Origin of the sequence: Xanthomonas hortorum (assembly GCF_024339125.1) — a bacterium.
GTDB lineage: Bacteria > Pseudomonadota > Gammaproteobacteria > Xanthomonadales > Xanthomonadaceae > Xanthomonas > Xanthomonas hortorum.
Window position 1 is genome coordinate 2782439 of record NZ_CP101417.1, and the last position, 16898, is coordinate 2799336.

Consider the following 16898-nt stretch of genomic DNA (forward strand, 5'->3'; position numbering starts at 1 on the left):
TTCAACAACGCAACCCATCAACTCTCTGGTGCGGTGTCCTCGCCGATTGCGGGACCATGTGGCGGCATGGATGCCGCCACTGAGCCTCCACGGACGGATTCACGGCGTGTCCCGCGAGCGGTGAGGGCACCGCGCCCTCGACCGACTAGGCTTTTTGCTTTGGACTTTTGACTGCATCCAAAGAGATGCGACCAACAAAACCACTGCGTCCGCAGGTCGGGCGCGCCGGTGCCATCGCAACGCTCGCCTAGCGGCGCATGATCGCCGCCCATCGGTAAGTCCATGCCTCGCCCCCATCGCCGCCATCAGTGACGTGAACGGCATCGCTATACTTGCGTCCTCAGTCATGGGGTAGCACGAATGGACAGCCAGCAATCAGGGATGAAGTGGTCGGGCACGCGGCGCATGTTGCTGTGGGTGGTGCTGCTGACCGTGGCGATCGGCGGGGTGGCGTGCAAGCGCAACGAAAGCGGCCAATTGCCCGCCGCCAGCGGCGAGGCGATCAAGGCCGACAAGCAGGCGATTACCGGCTTTGCGCTGGCACGTGCCTATCCCGACCAGACCAGCGACGGCTTGTCGCTGGCGCTGGAATTCTCGCGGCCGCTGGTCGGCACGCAGGATTTCGATGCGCTGGTGCGCTTCGAGGAAAAGGTCGGCACCGGCGACAGCAGCTGGTCGCTGTCCGACGACGGCAAGACGCTGCGCTACCCGTACGTGGAAGCGGCCAAGGACTACACCGTACTGGTCGATGCCAACCTGCTGGCCGCCGATGGCAGCCGCCTGGGCAAGCCGCTCAAGCAGAAGGTCTATACCGGCGAGCTGAAGCCTGTTGCCGGGTTCGCTTCGCAAGGCAGCGTACTGCCTGCGCGCGAGAGCCGTGGTCTGCCGGTGGTGTCAGTCAACGTGCCTGAGGTGGACGTTGAATTTTTGCGCGTGCGCGAGAAATCGCTGCCGGCGTTCTTTCAGCAGTTTCAGCGCGGCGGTCGTCGCGGCAGCTGGGAGCTGGAGAGCGACTACAGCGACAAGGAGCCGTTGTCCAAGCTGGCCGACCCGGTCTACGTCAATCGTTTCATTCTTGGCGGCAAGCAGAACGAGCGTGTGCTGACCTACCTGCCCACGCAGGACATCAAAGAACTGCAGGAGCCGGGCCTGTACTTCGCGGTGATGAAGCGCGCCGGCAGTTTCGACAATGGTTTCGACACCGCGTTCTTCACCGTCAGCGACATCGGCCTGCATACGCGCGCCTACAAGGACAAGCTGTTCGTGCACACCGCCTCGCTGCAGAGCGGTGAGCCGATCAAGAATGTGGAACTGCGCGTCCTAGATGCCAAGGGCGAACTGTTCCTCAAGGGCGCCACCGACGGTAACGGCAATGCGTTGCTCAACTACACGCTCGATGCCGGCCACGTGCTGACGGCGCGCAGCAAGACCGATATCTCGGTGCTGCCGTTCAACCAGCCGGCGCTGGATCTGAGCGAATTTGCGGTGGCCGGGCGGCAGAGTGCCTGGTTCGATGTGTTCGCCTGGGCCGGCCGCGACCTGTATCGCCCCGGCGAGACCATGCGCGTGTCGGCGATCCTGCGCGATAACGACGGCAAGCCGACCAAGCCGCAGCCAGTGTTCCTGCGCCTCAAGCAGCCGGACGGCAAGACCTTCCGCGAGACCAAGCTGCAGCCCGGCGAGCAGGGCTATTTCGAGTTCACCCAGCAGATTCCCGCCGATGCGCCGACCGGGCGCTGGCAGGTGGAATTCCGCACCGATCCGGCCAGCAAGGACGCCGTGCAGGGCATGACCGTGCGCGTGGAAGAGTTCTTGCCCGAGCGCATGAAGCTGGATCTGGATGCCGCGCAAAAGACCTTGAGTGCCGGCCAGCCGTTCAGGCTGGTCGCCAATGCCGCGTACCTGTATGGCGCGCCGGCCGATGGCAACCGCTTCACCGCCAAGCTCGCGGTCAGCGTCGAACAGCATCCGCTGGAGTCGTTGCCGGGCTGGTTCTTCGGTGACCCCACCTTGGAGCTGCCGCGCGAAGCCAAGGACGTGATCGATACCGAGTTCGGCAGCGACGGCGTCTTGCGCGAAGACATCGCGCTGCCCGCCGAAGCCAAGCCGGTCAGCACAATCGCCGCGGTGGTGTCCGGCAGCGTGTACGAGACCGGCGGGCGCACCGTCACCCGCACCGTCAAGCGCGTGTTGTGGCCGGCCAAGGCGCTGGTTGGCGTACGCCCCTTGTTTGACGACAAGGACGGCACCGATGCGAATGGCACTGCGCGCTTCGAAATCACCCGCGTGGATGCCGATGGCAAACCGCAACCGGCCAAGGGCCTGAAGGCCACGCTGGTGCGCGAGCTGCGCGACTACCACTGGAACTACACCGACGACCATTGGGATTACGACTTCACCCGCCGCTTCGAGAACAAGGACACGCGCACGCTCGACATCGGCAGCGGCAATGCCAAGCTCGATGTCCCGGTGGAGTGGGGCGAGTACCGCCTGGACGTGTTCGACCCGGTCACCGGCCTGACCACGCGCTACCCGTTCCGCGCCGGCTGGAGCTGGAACGACGAAAACCGCGGCCTGGATGCGCGCCCGGACAAGGTCAAGCTGGCGCTGGACAAGACCGGCTACCGCGCCGGCGATACGCTCAAGGTGACGCTGACCCCGCCGCATGCCGGCAAGGGCGTGCTGTTGGTGGAAAGCGACAAGCTGCTGTACGTGCGGGACATCGACGTCAAGCCGGGCAGCACCTTCGAAATCCCGGTGACGGAAGGCTGGGAGCGCCACGATGTGTACGTCACCGCGTTGGTATTCCGCGGTGGTAGTGCGCCGAGCAAGATCACCCCGGCGCGCGCGGTGGGTGTGGCATTTGTGCCGATGGATCGCAAGACACGGCGTGTGGCGGTGGGCTTGGCTGCGCCTAAGCAGATGCGCCCCGAGCAGGCGTTGCCGGTGACGGTGAGCGTGCCGGAGTTGGCCGGCAAGGCTGCGCACGTGACCATCTCTGCAGTGGACGTGGGCATCCTCAACATCACCCGCTTCCCGGTGCCCGATGCCAACGCGCAGTTCTTCGCGCAGCGCCGGTTGGGCACCGATTCTTACGATATCTATGGGCGGGTGATCGAAAGTTTCGAAGGCGCCAGCGGCAAGCTCAAGTTCGGCGGCGACATGGCCCTGGAAGCCTTGCCGCAAGCCAAGCGCCCGACCGCGCGCGTGCAGACCGTGGACCTGTTTTCCGGCTCGGTAAAACTCGATGCCAAGGGCAATGCGCGCGTGCAACTGCCGGTACCGGATTTCAACGGCACGCTGCGCGTCTCGGCGTTGGTGTATTCGGACACGCGTTACGGTAATCACGATATGGAAACCGTAGTGCGTGCGCCGATCCTGGCCGAGGCCAGCATGCCGCGCGTGATGGCGCCGGGCGACCGCAGCACGGTGACGCTGGATGTGCAGAACTTCACCGGCAAGCCGGGCGAGTTCAATGTGCGCGTAGAGGGTGTTGGCCCACTGGCCATTGCCGAGGCGTCGCGCAGCGTCAAGCTCGGTGTGGATGCCAAGCAGACACTGAGCTTCCCGTTGAGCGCTACCGAAGGCTATAGCGTGGCCAAGGTGCGCGTGCGTGTGGACGGCAATGGCTTCAAGGCCGACCGCAGCTACGACCTGCCGGTGCGTGCCGGTTGGCCGCAGGTGTTGCGTGCGCAGACGCGCGTGCTCGATCCGCTGGCGCCGATCACCCTGGACAGCGGCTTTGCCGATGGCCTGATGGCCGGCTCGGTCACTGCGCGCATGGTGGTCAGCCCGTTGCCGCCGATTCCGTTCGCCAGCGCCTTGCAAGGGGCGTTGGAGTATCCGTACGGCTGCGCCGAGCAGACCACCAGCAAGGGCTATGCGGCGCTGCTGCTCGACGATGCCACTGCCAAGGCGCTCGGCACCAAGGGGCTGGATGCGGCCACGCGCCGCGAGCGCATGGAAGGCGCGTTCGGTCGCCTGGCCTCGATGCAGATCGCCAGCGGGCATTTTTCGATGTGGGGCGACGACGGCTACGTCAATCCGGGCCTGACGCCTTACATCGCCGAGTTCCTGCTCGACGCCAAGGACGCCGGATTTGCAGTGCCCGACAACGTGCTGCAGAAAGCGCTCAATCGGCTCAGCGAAGATCTGCTGTCCGGTGGCAATGAGTTCTACGGGCAGGATCGCCGCGATAGCCTGAAGTTCGCCAATCAGGCCTGGTCGGGGTACGTGCTGGCACGCGTCAACCGCGCCCCACTCGGCACGCTGCGCGCGCTGTACGACAACCAGCGCGACAAGGCACTGACCGGTTTGTCGCTGGTGCATCTGGGTGCGGCGTTGTCGCTGCAGGGCGATACCAAGCGCGGCGAGGCGGCGATCAAGGCAGGGTTCGCCAAAGACAGCAGCGAGCGTCCGCTATACTTCGCCGATTACGGCAGTGCGATCCGCGACGATGCGTTGATGATGGCGCTGCTGCACGAGCGTGGCTTGTCCAAGCCCGAGTACGACACCCGTGCGGTTGCGTTGGGTCGCGCGCTGGATGCACGTCGCGCCACCGGCTGGCTGTGGCTGAGCACGCAGGAGCAGGTGGCGCTTGCGCGCTTGGGCAAGGCCTTGATGGTCGGGCAGGGCAAGCAGGTCTCCGGCACGCTGACAGTGGGCGGCGAGGTGCAGGAGATTGCGCCGGCCCGTTTGTTCGGGCGTAGTTTCGATAGCGCCGCCTTGGCGCGCGGTGTGCAGTTCGCACCGCAGGGCGAAGCACCGATGTATGCCAGCCTGGAAGTGGCCGGCATTCCGCGCAGCGCACCGGAGCCGGACACGCGCAACCTCAGCGTGGAGCGCAGCTGGTACACCACCGACGGCAAACCGTGGACGCCGCGTCCGCTGAAAGAAGGCGAAGCGTTGATCGTGCGGGTGGTCATCACCGCCAACAGCAGCATGCCGGACGCGTTGCTCACCGACCTGTTGCCGGCCGGCCTGGAAATCGAGAACTTCAATCTCGGCGATGCCAAACAGTGGGCCGATGTGGTGGTAGATGGCATCGGCATCAGCGAGCGTTCCAGCGCCGCCGACGTCAAACACGAAGAGTTCCGCGACGACCGTTATGTGGCTGCGCTGTCGCTGTCCTCGGGCAGCAAGGCGCAGCTGTATTACCTGGTGCGTGCGGTCACGCCGGGCACCTACACGGTGCCGCCATCGTTGGTGGAAGACATGTACCGCCCGGAGTTGCGCGGTGTGGGGCGCAGTACGCCGGCAACGATGACGGTGGTGCAGCCGTAGGAGATCAATGTAGGAGCGCGCTCGCGCGCGATGAGGCTTTCCCGGTAATGCCCCATCGCGCGCAAGCGCGCTCCTACGTTTCGGGAGTTTTCTCACCGACCCGAGCGTCCGACTCCGATGCAAGCGTTTGCATGGGTGGGCCAGAATGTATCGATGCTCAGCTCTATTTCACCAGGACATCGTGCGCTACGTCGTGGCCGGCGCTCGCTTGCAAATTGCTGCTATCTACTCACCGTCACAACCTGCCAGCGGCGACGTGTGTTCGACGATTTTCAGCTGGCCGCGTCGGCGTGCCGCGCATTCATCGCCGCGCTGCCGGAAGATGCCACGTTACTTACTTGGGTACTGATGCCGGACCATGTCCATTGGCTGGTGGAGTTGGGAGATGTGACGCCACTGGCGCGAACGGTGTCATGCATGAAGGCAGCCAGCACGCGTGCGGTCAACAGGCAACGCGGGATGCGCGAGGCGGTTTGGGCGCGTGCCTACCACGACCGTGCCTTGCGCAAGGAAGACGATCTGCGCAGCGTGGCTCGCTACCTTATCGCCAATCCGCTACGCGCCGGACTGGTTGAAAGGATCGGCAAATATCCATTCTGGGATGCAATCTGGCTGCCGTAGGAGCGCGCTTGCGCGCGATTGGCATCACTGGGAAAGCCTCATCGCGCGCAAGCGCGCTCCTACGCCAGCAAAACCGCTGCTTCGCATATGGAGACATCATTGCGCAGTGTCTTTTCAGTGCGATGCAAGCGACACGCAAGGGTCATTTTTACTAGCTACGGTGGCGTGCTTTCTCACAGGCGCGGCGTCCTTGCTGCGCGACTTACGGGATTCCATGCAGCGCTCCGATTCGTACCGTTTGCACTTGTCCGTTCTCGCCGTGGCCATTGCGGCATGTTCGCCAGCTTCGCAGGCATGCGCCAACGAGCGTGCAGCCATGCCGGCCGATGCCTCGGTTCAAACGTCTTCTGCGGCTATGGCCACGATCGCGAGCGCATCAGCGAGTGTAGTTGCACCTACACCTACACCGAGAGATACAGCTACGGCTAATACTGACGAGGCAACCACGTCCGATGCTGAAGTTGCAACGGCAAAGCAACGTTCTCCATCGTCGCTGGATGCATCTACAGATTCCGTAGATCCTGCTGCATCGCCTTCATCGCCTTCATCGGCAACATCGGCAACATCGGCACAAGGCGAAGTAACCAACGCCGACGCACCTCCCAACAGCAAACCCGGCGTGCAAACCCTCGACGCCATGCAGGTCACCGGCGTGCGTCGTGCCAATGCCGCCGCGGTGGAAAGCAAGCGCGCAGCGACCAATATCACCGATGTGATCAGTGCCACCGATGTGCGCGCACTGCCCGACAGCACCATCGTCGAAGCGCTGCGCCGTGTGCCTGGTTTGTCAGTGTTGCCGGCGACCGACAACGAGCACCCGCGCGACGAAGCGGCCACGCCGGTCTTGCGCGGCCTGGGCCCGTCGTACAACAACGTCACCATCGATGGCTTGACCATCGCCTCGCCCGGCACGCCGAACGGCACGCTCGGCTCGATCACCCGTGGCGTGCGGTTGGATCTGCTGCCGGCCTCGATGGTCAGCGAGCTGCAGGTGGTCAAGACGTTTACGCCGGATCTGGATCCCAATGCCACCGGCGGCGCGATCAACCTCAAGACGCGCAGCGCGTTCGAAAACGGCGGTAAGCCCTTTTTCAGCGCTGAAGCGGCGCTCGGCCACGCCAACGATGTCGGCAAGCCGCGCGATCAGGACGACCCGGGCTATCGCTTGAATGCGACCGGCAGCCGCACCTTCGGTAGCGAGCAGCAATACGGCTTCACGCTGTCGGCCAACTACCAGACGCTGAGCAGCTACACCGAAACCCATATGACCACCGACACGGTGCACTACGGGTTCTACGACAACAACGGCGTGCTGCAGACGGGCGCCAATCTCGGCAATGGCTGGGCGGTGCCGCAGCAGGACAAGTATTGGTACGTGCAGAATCAGCGCGACCGTTACGGCGTGACCGGCAAGTTCGAGGTGCATCCCAGTGCTGCGCTGGAAGCCTATGCAACGGCCGGCTACTACTATTTCAAGGACAACATGCAGCGCAACGAGGTCCTTATCGACCCGCGCAACCGTGGCCAGGTGTTCAATCAGACCGCCACCTCCGGCAGCTATCCCGGTGGCGATATCGAGGTGGGCTATTCCAACCAGATCGTCACCACGCGCACCAAGGTGGCGCAGTTGGGCACGATCTGGCGGCCCACCGATCGGCAGCAGTTTTCTGCACGCGGTGCGTGGTCGGATGCGACCTACGACGAGCCGATCCGCATGATCAAGTACGCCACCGGCATCACCCGCGCCGCGCCGGTGCCGGTGGGCCAGACCGGCAGTGGCGTGACCATCAATGCCACGCCCAACTACGCGTTCAACTACGACACCTCCGGCTTCGATCAACGCTTCGGAGTATCGCCGCAGGCCTACAACAACCTGGACAATTACAGCCTGTCGTACTGGCGCCCGGACTATAAGCGCACCGCGGCCGATCGCATCCTCACCGGCCGGCTCGATTACGGCTTCAATCAGGGCGAAAGCGATCAAGGGATTGGTTTTGCGGCCGGCGTGTCGTACACCACCGACAAACCGTCTTACGACATTTATCGCGTCGAGTATCAGCCCAACACCAGCGCGCCGGCGTTCGGCCTGGCCGATGTGGCGGGCACTGGCAGGGCGCCGATGCGCTATGCCGGCCTGAACCTGATCACCATCGATTCGGACAAGGCCAACCGCGTGCTCGCTGCAACGCCGCTGAGCGCGTTCAACAGCACCGACCAGCAGGCTTTCAGCAATCAGGACAACTTCACCCATACCGAAAAAACCTTCGGCAGCTATGGCCTGGTCAGCTATCGCAGCGAGCGTTTCAACGTGCAGGGCGGCCTGCATTTCGACAGTACCAAGCTCAATACCGTCGGCCGCCAGCGGCAGCTGGACACCGCCACCAATCGCTATGTGTATGTCGATAATCCGACCAATGCGGACTACGACTATCTGCTGCCCTCGGCGATCATGACCTACCACCTCACCGACGCACTCGACCTGCGCGCCGGTGCCAGCCGCACGCTCGGTCGCCCACCGTACGATGCGTATGCAGCACGCACCTCGATCGGCTTCGTCAACACCGCCGACGCTGGCAATCCGAATGCGCAAGGCGTCACCGTCACCATCGGCAACCCGAACATCAAGCCGCGCGTGTCCAATAACCTGGATCTGTCGCTGGAATGGCGTTTGCCTGGCGATTTCGATGCGTTCGCCTCCACCGCAGTGTTCGACAAGCGCATCCAGGACGAGATCTTTACGCTCTCGCGCACCGACAGCTTCACCTTCGACGGCACCACCTACGCCAACGCGCTGATCAGCACGCCGGCCAACGCTGCAAAGGCGCGCATCTGCGGGGTGGAATTCAACGGCATCGTCAATACCCTGGCGCCGATTGCGCCATGGCTGAGCGGTGTCGGCTTCAGTGCGAACTTCGCCGTGCTCGATGGCAGCCTGGATGTGCCGTACAGCGTCGGCAGCGGCAGCAACGTGGCCCAGCGCGAGCGCAAGCTCGACAACCTGGTTGGCCAGCCGGACTACACCGCCAATGCCACGCTGTTCTACAACACCGGCGGTCTGGAGTTACGCGCGGCCTACAACCGTCAGGGCAAGGCCTTGCGCGCCATCGTCAGCAATATCGATTGGCAGGATCTGTACTGGTCGCCGCGCTCGCAGCTGGATTTCACTGCCACCTACGCGATCAGCAAACAGCTCAGCCTGATCGGTCAGGTCAGCAACCTCACCCACAGCCGCATCACCAGCGTGACCGGTCCCGGGCAGAACCTGCTCAAGGACAGTTACTCGGTGCCCACCACCTATTGGTTCGGTCTGCGTTTTACGCCGACGTTTTAAGCACGGCGAATGGCGCGTGGTGAGCGGTCGTCAGCTGGGCGCAGTCGATGCGTAGGAGTCGACGTATGCGAGTGGTAGATGCCGCACCGTGTGCTGGCTGCGCCCGCTCGACGGACGCGCAGTCGTTCTGTTAATCCCCTTCAAGCGGAGTTGTTCGATGACATTACGTTCTGTTGCCGCCCTCGCGGCGATGCTGTGCGTGGCGCTCGCCACCACTGCAAGCGCAGCCCCCACCGGTGTGGCCGCGATCCAGGCCCGGCTGACCAATCCAAACGGCGGCATCTTGGTCGTTGCCCACCGCGGGTGCCACGCGCCGGCACCGGAGCATGGTTTCAACGGCACCGCACCAGAAAACTCGCTGGCCGCGCTTGAGCGCTGCATCGCCATCGGCGCCGATGTGATGGAAACCGATGTGCGGCGTGCCGCCGACGGCACCCTGGTGATGCTGCACGACGCCACCGTGGACCGCACCACCGATGGCACCGGCAAACTGTCCGAGCTGACCTTGGCTGACCTGCAAAAGCTGCGCCTGCGCAGCGACGAAGGTGGCGCGCAGGCACCGCTGACCGATCAACGCGTGGTCACGCTCGATCAGATGCTGGCCAAGTCCAAGGGCCATATCCTGCTCAATCTGGACGTCAAGGATGCGATCTACGTGCAGGTGGTCGACGCGGTCGCACGCGCCGGCATGCAGCACCAGGTGATCGTCAAGGCCGAAGCCGGCATTGCCACACCGCCAATGGCGGCGATGCTGCCGTTCGACAAGGTGTATTTCTTCCCGATCCTGATCAACGCGCATGGCAATGCCGACCTGGCCGCGATCGCCACCGCGCAAACGCGCAACGCGCGTCCGGCCGCGTTCGAGTTACCCAAGATGTCGGCAGCGCAGTTACCAGCATTGGTCGCCGTGAGCAAGGCGCACAACGTGCGACTGATGGTCAACTCGCTATGGGAAGGATTTATCGCCGGTTACGGCGGCGACGCCGATGCCGAGCGCGACCCGGACAAGGTGTGGGGCCGCCTGTACCGCGATGGCGTATCGATCATCCAGACCGATGCGCCGGAAGCGCTGCTGCGCTATCGCGCGAGTTTGGAAAAGCGTTGAGTTGCGCAAGCGCTGGTACGCGCGAGAATTGCGTCAGCTAGTTGGCAATTGATGGATCGAAAGACGGTGCATCGCCAGTAGACCGTGGGCTGCACGTCGTGCGATCGATGCATGCATCCTCGAATGAAAGGCTGCCGAGCGTGACGCTGGCTTCAGCCTGGTAGACGCAATACGACAGCGTTTGTATTGAGCCCCAGCACGACCGAGACAACGCGCTGTCCGCAGCACCGGATCTGAGTACCGATGGTCCGGATTCGGTCGGTGGTTGTCCGGTATCGTACGTTGCGCGTTTTGAACGCTTGGTGCGCTTTCTTTGCGAATCAAGTGGTTGCGACCTGAGCCAGGTTGGCACGCGTTCTGCTGCCACTAGCGCATGGATATCGCCAAATCTCCCACGCGTTTTCGTTTGCGCCGTTTGCACGTGGCGCTGCTTGCCGGCACTGCCTGTGCGCTGATCGGCATCGTTGCAGTGCTTGGTCTGGGCCGTGCCAGTCCACGCGTGGAGCGGGCCACTTTGTGGATCGGTACCGCCGAGCGTGGCGACATGCTGCGTGAGATCCGGGCCACCGGTGTGCTGGTGCCGCGCGACATGCGCTGGATTGCCGCAGGCGCACCGGCCACCTTGCAGCAAGTGGTGGTGCAGGCCGGCAGCCGCGTGCAGGCAGACACCGTGATCCTGCGCATGCTCAATCCGGAGCTGCTGGCCAATCAGGAAAAAGCGGCGGCAGCCTTGGCGGGTGCCGAGGCCGATGTGGCTGCGGCGCGCACCGCGCTAGCATCGCAACTGCTCGACCAGCAGGCACTGGAAGCACGCGCCACCTCGGACTGGCGTATCGCCGAAGTCAAGACCCAGGCCTACGAGCGCGGCCATACGGCGGGGGTGATCTCGGCAATCGAGCTGCGCGAGAGCCAGATCACCGAAGAACAACAGCATGGCCGCGCGGACATCGAGCACAAACGCGTGGCCGCATTCCGCCAGAACATGGCAGCGCAGCTGCGTGCCGCACAATCGCGCCGCGATGAAGTGGCCAGCAGTCTGGCGATCGCGCGTCAGCAGGTTGCCGCGCTGGAGGTGCGTGCCGGCATCGACGGCATCTTGCAGCAAGTCGATGTCGAACCTGGGCAGCAGGTCGAGGTCGGTACCAAGCTGGCGCGGGTGGCGCGGCCCGAGCAATTGCTTGCACGCCTGCAGGTACCTGAAGTGCTGGCCAAGGACCTGCTGCTGGAATTGCCGGTGAGTGTGGATACCCGCAACGGGGTGGTCACCGGAACGCTGCTGCGGATCGATCCTGCGGTGCGCAGCAGTAGCGTGAGTGTGGATGTCGGCTTTGCGCAGCCACTGCCGGCAGGTGCGCGACCGGACCTGTCGGTCGAGGGGCGTATTCGTCTAGGCACACTGCACGATGTCGTCAGCATCGCGCGGCCCGCGTTGGCAGCGCCCAATGCCGCCGCAGCGTTGTTCGTGATCCGCCCCGGCGAGGACATTGCCACGCGCGTGCCGGTGCGCTTCGGCGCCGCCGCCAGCGACCGCATCGAAGTGCGTGCCGGGCTGCAGCCGGGCGATCAACTCATCCTTTCCGATACCAGCCAGTGGGCGCAGTCCCCGCGGTTGCGTTTACGCTAGTGCCCAAGGAGATTTTCATGCATCACATCGACGCTGCCGCCTTACCGCTGATCCGGCTGCAAGGACTGAGCAAGGTATTTCATACAGACGAGGTGGAAACCCACGCATTGGCCGAGATCGCCCTGGACATCTCGCGCGGCGACTTTGTCGCGATCACCGGGCCATCGGGCTGCGGCAAGTCCACGCTGCTGTCGATCCTGGGATTGCTGGATGCGCCCAGCAGCGGCGTGCATCTGCTCGATGGACGCAACGTCGCCGAGTTGAACGCGCGTGCGCGTGCCGGCGTGCGTAACGAGGCAATCGGCTTCATTTTCCAGGCCTTCAACCTGATTGCAGATCTCACTGTCGAAGAAAACGTCGCCCTGCCACTGACCTACCGCGATGGCATCAGCGCTGCGCAGATCCGCCAGCGTGTGCGCGAAGTATTGGAGCTGGTGGGCATGAACCACCGCCAGCGCCATTATCCCGGCCAATTGTCCGGAGGCCAGCAGCAGCGAGTGGCGGTGGCGCGCGCCTTGGTGGGCGATCCGTCCATTCTGCTGGCCGACGAGCCCACCGGCAATCTCGATACGCGCAACGGCGAGGCGGTGATGCAGTTGCTCGAACAATTGAATCAAAGCGGCACCACGCTCTGCATGGTGACGCACGATCCCGCGTTCGCCCGACGCGCGCAGCGCATCGTGCATATGCTCGACGGCCGCATCGTCGACGAAGACACCTTCGAACGCATGCGCCACAAGCAGGACACGCTGCTGCCGACGTTGGCAGCGGAGCTGTCGCCGTGATGGCGCCGGCACTGCTGTGGCGCGAGGCCTGGCAATCCTGGCGCGGCCTGTTACGTCGGCCGGGCTATCTGCTGCTGGCCGGGCTGACGCTGGCACTGGGTGTGGCGACCACCACCACCGTGTTCGCGTTGCTGGATCAGGCGCTGCTGGCGCCGTTGCCGTTTCCGCAGGCCGATCGGCTGGTGACCCTGGGCCGGCCCTCGGAGAGTGGTCGCAATGTCGCCGGTCCCGGTTACTACGCGCCGCTGCAAAAACTGCCCGGGCTATCGTCGACTGGCATGCTGCGCGGCTTCCCGCTGCCGATCAACATCGCCCGTGGCGACACCGCCGAAGTTGCGCGTTCGATCAGTGCCGACCGCGGCTTTTTGCAGACGCTCGGCGTGCCGATGGCATTGGGGCGCAACTTCGATGCACAGGAAAATCGCCCCGGCGGCCCGCAGGCGGTGATTCTCAGCAATGCGTTCTGGCAACGGTATTTCGGTGGCGACGCGGCAGCCATTGGCAGCCTGCTGCAGGTGGAAGGACGCGCAGTGCCAGTGGTCGGGGTATTGCCGGCCCAGTTTCCCTGGGCCGATCCGTTCGATTTGATCCAGACCATGCAACCGGATCTGACTACCACCAATCTGTCGACCAACGAGATCATCGTCGGACGCATGCAACCGGGCGTGCGGCTGGAACAGGTCTCGGCACAAACCGCAGCAGCCATCACTCGCTTGCTGCGTGCCAGCCCCAACATGAGCGAGCAGTGGTTGCAGCAACTGCAGCGCGAGCCGCCGAATGCTTTGCCGCTGAAAGACAGCCTGTACGCCTCCAACAGCGGCAACACGCTGTGGTTGTTCTTTGCGGCGGCGACCTGCGTGTTGTTGATTGCCGCCGTCAATCTGACCAGCTTGATGTTGCTGCGCGCATTGGGGCGCAGCCACGACAGCGCGGTGCGCGCAGCACTTGGCGCACCGCTGGTACGGCTGAGTCTGCCGGCCTTGGCCGAGGGTCTGTTGATCGGTGTGATCGGCAGCATCGGGGGCGTGGTGCTGGCCTGGGTCGGCCTGCGCCTGCTGGCTAGTTGGGTGCCGGTGATGTGGTTGCGCGGAGACAGTGCGCAGCTCACCGGCGGCAGTGTGCTGTTTGCGCTACTGGCCGGCGCGGGCACTGCTGTGCTTGCGGCCGCGCTCGGGATCGCGCGCAGCCGCAGGCGCAATCTTGTGCTGGAACTAGTTGGCGGTGGCCGCGCCGGATGGAGTCTGCAAGCCGGGCGGCTCGGCCGTGCGTTGGTGGTGGTGCAGGTGGCGATGGCGGTCGTCCTGTTAGTGGGAGCGGCGTTGTTCGCGCGCTCGTTGCAGCAGTTGTCGCAGGTGCCGATGGGCTTCGAAAGTCGCGCAGCCACGATCTTTACGCTGGCACCGGTCAAGCAGCGCTATGCCACGGGGGACGACGCGGTGGAGCAGGCGCGCCGCATCGTCGAGCGTGTGCAACGGATGCCGGGGATCGCACTCGCCGGGGTATCGAGCAATCCCCCGACGACCACGCAGTTGAGCTGGAGCGTGTCGGTGGCGGACATGCCCTTGTTCAATGTGCAATACCGCCTGGTCACTGCCGGATTTCTGGAGGTGTTCCAGGTCCCGTTGCTTGCCGGACGTGCCATCGCTGCCGGCGACGTTGCCGGGTCTGAGAAGGTGTGTGTGGTCAGTGCGGCGTTTGCGCGCCGCTATCTGCAAGACGATGCGATCGGCAAGACCGTGATGCTGGAAGACGATGGCAACAACCAGCGCGTGGCCATGCGCGTGGTCGGCGTGGTCGGCGATGTGCGTCAGGAAGGGCCGGCCGCGCCGCCGCCACCCATCGTCTATCAACCGCTCGCGCAGATGAGCGAGCCGATGTATCAGATCCTGCGCAGCTTCGGTGCATTGACCTATGCGGTGCGCACGCAGGCAGCGTCGCAGCGTGTGGACGAGCAGGCATTGCGTGCCGCCATCGCCGAGGTTGCCCCGCAACAGCCCATCGCCGACCTGCAGCCGATGCAGGCACTGGTGGCCTCGACCACCAGCCAGCAGAAACTCAACCTGCTGCTGGTCGGTCTGTTTGCCGGGCTGGCGCTGTTGCTGGCGGTGGTGGGGCTGTACGCCGTCATGGCGGTGGCGGTGGCTGCGCGCCAGCATGAATTTGGTGTGCGTGCAGCGTTGGGTGCGCCACCGGCGCGCTTGCTGCGGCAAGTGCTGCGTGAGGCGAGCCTGCAGCTGGGCGTGGGCCTGGCCATCGGCTTGGGCATCGCGATGGCGTTGTCGCGGCTGCTGCAGCGTTTTCTGTTCGAAGTGCGCGTGGCCGACCCGCTGGCGATCGGCGGCGTGCTGGTCACGCTGGCGGTGACCGGCCTGCTCGCGGCGCTGGTGCCGGCGTTGCGCGCGGCATGGGTCTCTCCCATGCAGGCACTGCGGCTGGAGTGATGATGAGAGCCTGTAAGTGTGGCCGTGATGGTCATGTCGCACGCGATCGGAATCGCGTCGCCGCAGCTGCGTCCACCGCGTTGCAGCGGTCGATCCTTACTGTGCGCTGGCAGTGCTTATCCGCAGCGCAGGCAACCGCCGCTAGACTCTGCGCATGAACGAGGCCACTCGATCCCCCGCACCGCCGCGCATCCTGGTCGTCGACGACCAGCCGGATGTGCGCGAGGCCATGCGCCTGCTGCTCAAGAGTGCCGGCTATGGCATGGTCGGTGCCGAATCGCCCGAGATCGCGCTCGGCTGCCTGCGCGGCGATGCGTTTGCGGCGGTGCTGGTGGATATGAACTACACCCGCGACACCACGTCAGGCGAGGAGGGCCTGACCTTGATCGCGCATATCGCCGCGCAGTGGCCGGGCCTGCCGGTGATCGCAATGACCGCTTGGGCCAGCGTCGGGCTGGCGGTCACCGCCATGCAGCAGGGCGCGGTGGATTTTGTCGAAAAGCCCTGGCAAAACGCCCGCGTGTTGAGTGTGCTGGAGAGCCGCATCGCGCTGGACCGCAGCCGTCGCAGCGAGCGTCGGCTTAGCGACGCACAGGCGCTGCAACTGCAGGATGCGGCCGGCGGCTTCATCGCCGAGTCGGCGGTGATGCGGCGGTTGCTGGAAGACCTGATGCGCATTGCCGACAGCGACGTCGGCGTATTGCTACTCGGTGAGAACGGCACCGGCAAGAGTCTGGTAGCGCAGTTGCTGCATCAATGGTCTGCACGACGCACGCAGCCTTTGATCAAGGTCAATATCGGCGGCCTGGCCGCAACCTTGTTCGAGTCCGAGTTGTTCGGTCACGTGCGTGGCGCCTTCACCGATGCGCGCCAGGACCGCAGCGGGCGCTTCGAACTGGCCGATGGCGGCACCCTGTTTCTGGATGAAATCGGCAACTTGCCGCTGGAGCAACAGGCCAAGCTGTTGCGGGCAATCGAAGACGGTGAGTTCGAGCGTGTGGGTTCGTCGCGCACGCAGCGTGTGGATGTGCGTATCGTTGCCGCGACCAACGCCGATCTGGATGCCGAAGTCGCTGCAGGGCGGTTTCGTCAGGATCTGCTGTATCGCCTCAATACCTTCCAGCTGCGCGTGCCGCCGCTACGCGAGCGCCGCGACGATATTCTGCCGCTGGCCCGCCACTATCTCGCCGCTGCCTGCACCCGCTACCGACGCACGCTGCCCACGCTGGCACGCGATGCCGAACATGCACTGCTCGGATATCCGTGGCAGGGCAACGTGCGCGAACTGGCACATACGATGGAGCGTGCTGCCCTGCTGGTCGAGGGCGCGGTACTGGGCGCCGACGCGTTGCGCCTGCGCGCGCCATCGGCCAACGACGCTGCATTGCCCGAGCGCATGACCCTGGAGCAGGCCGAAGCGCTGCTGCTGCGCAAGGCGCTGGCCGAGCAACAGGGCAATCTGCAACGCACCGCCGACCAGCTCGGCATTACCCGGCAAAGTCTCTACCGGCGCCTGGGCAAGCATGGATTGCGCAGCGATGATGCCGACTGAGCCGTCGCGCTGGCGGCAACTGTGGCCGGCGCTTCCGGCCTTGCTTGCATTGACGGTGGTGCTGTTGGTTGGTACGCCAGCGCTGACCGAAGCGGCCATTCTGCTGGCTTGTGTCGTGCTGTTGACCGCAGCGATCATCCAGCTGCGTCAGCAACG

The 16898-nt window shown here is 64.5% G+C and carries 9 protein-coding genes and 1 pseudogene; 9 read left to right on the forward strand and 1 reads right to left on the reverse strand.

Annotation, left to right across the window (positions count from 1 at the left end; genetic code table 11):
- The first annotated feature begins 381 nt into the window (after window positions 1-381).
- The 3 genes and pseudogenes from NMB96_RS11975 to NMB96_RS23535 form a co-directional block, all read left to right on the forward strand.
- On the forward strand, window positions 382-5283 hold the full coding sequence (locus tag NMB96_RS11975) for an alpha-2-macroglobulin family protein (RefSeq protein ID WP_255086957.1): 4902 nt from the start codon (window positions 382-384) through the stop codon (window positions 5281-5283).
- Window positions 5284-5436: 153 nt separating this feature from the next.
- Complete coding sequence (locus NMB96_RS11980; protein WP_183086857.1) at window positions 5437-5904, forward strand: REP-associated tyrosine transposase; 468 nt, start codon at window positions 5437-5439, stop codon at window positions 5902-5904.
- 214 nt (window positions 5905-6118) lie between these two features.
- Window positions 6119-6335 (forward strand): annotated as a pseudogene (locus NMB96_RS23535) (hypothetical protein); the annotation flags it as partial.
- Here NMB96_RS23535 and NMB96_RS11985 read toward each other — a convergent pair.
- Window positions 6241-6492: a hypothetical protein gene (locus NMB96_RS11985; RefSeq protein WP_225970168.1), complete on the reverse strand. Its 252-nt coding sequence runs from the start codon at window positions 6490-6492 to the stop codon at window positions 6241-6243. The pseudogene NMB96_RS23535 and the gene NMB96_RS11985 sit on opposite strands and share 95 nt — an antisense overlap.
- A 49-nt stretch (window positions 6493-6541) precedes the next feature.
- Between NMB96_RS11985 and NMB96_RS11990 the strand changes: the two genes are divergently transcribed.
- The 6 genes from NMB96_RS11990 to NMB96_RS12015 all read left to right on the forward strand — a co-directional run bounded on the left by NMB96_RS11990 (window position 6542) and on the right by NMB96_RS12015 (window position 16742).
- A complete protein-coding gene (locus tag NMB96_RS11990; RefSeq protein ID WP_255086958.1) occupies window positions 6542-9235 on the forward strand; it encodes a TonB-dependent receptor in 2694 nt (897 codons plus the stop codon).
- Window positions 9236-9392: 157 nt separating this feature from the next.
- Window positions 9393-10340 (forward strand): glycerophosphodiester phosphodiesterase family protein, encoded by a 948-nt coding sequence (locus NMB96_RS11995; protein ID WP_023902967.1) that lies wholly within the window; start codon window positions 9393-9395, stop codon window positions 10338-10340.
- Between the two features lie 373 nt (window positions 10341-10713).
- A complete protein-coding gene (locus tag NMB96_RS12000; protein ID WP_255084933.1) occupies window positions 10714-11964 on the forward strand; it encodes an efflux RND transporter periplasmic adaptor subunit in 1251 nt (416 codons plus the stop codon).
- A 17-nt stretch (window positions 11965-11981) separates the two neighbouring features.
- A complete protein-coding gene (locus tag NMB96_RS12005; protein ID WP_023902969.1) occupies window positions 11982-12749 on the forward strand; it encodes an ABC transporter ATP-binding protein in 768 nt (255 codons plus the stop codon).
- Window positions 12749-15190: an ADOP family duplicated permease gene (locus tag NMB96_RS12010; protein ID WP_255084934.1), complete on the forward strand. Its 2442-nt coding sequence runs from the start codon at window positions 12749-12751 to the stop codon at window positions 15188-15190. Before NMB96_RS12005 ends, NMB96_RS12010 begins: the two co-directional genes overlap by 1 nt.
- Before the next feature lie 154 nt (window positions 15191-15344).
- Window positions 15345-16742 carry a sigma-54-dependent transcriptional regulator gene (locus NMB96_RS12015; RefSeq protein ID WP_255084935.1) on the forward strand — a complete coding sequence of 466 codons (1398 nt, stop codon included), beginning with the start codon at window positions 15345-15347 and terminating at the stop codon, window positions 16740-16742.
- The last annotated feature ends 156 nt before the right edge of the window (window positions 16743-16898 follow it).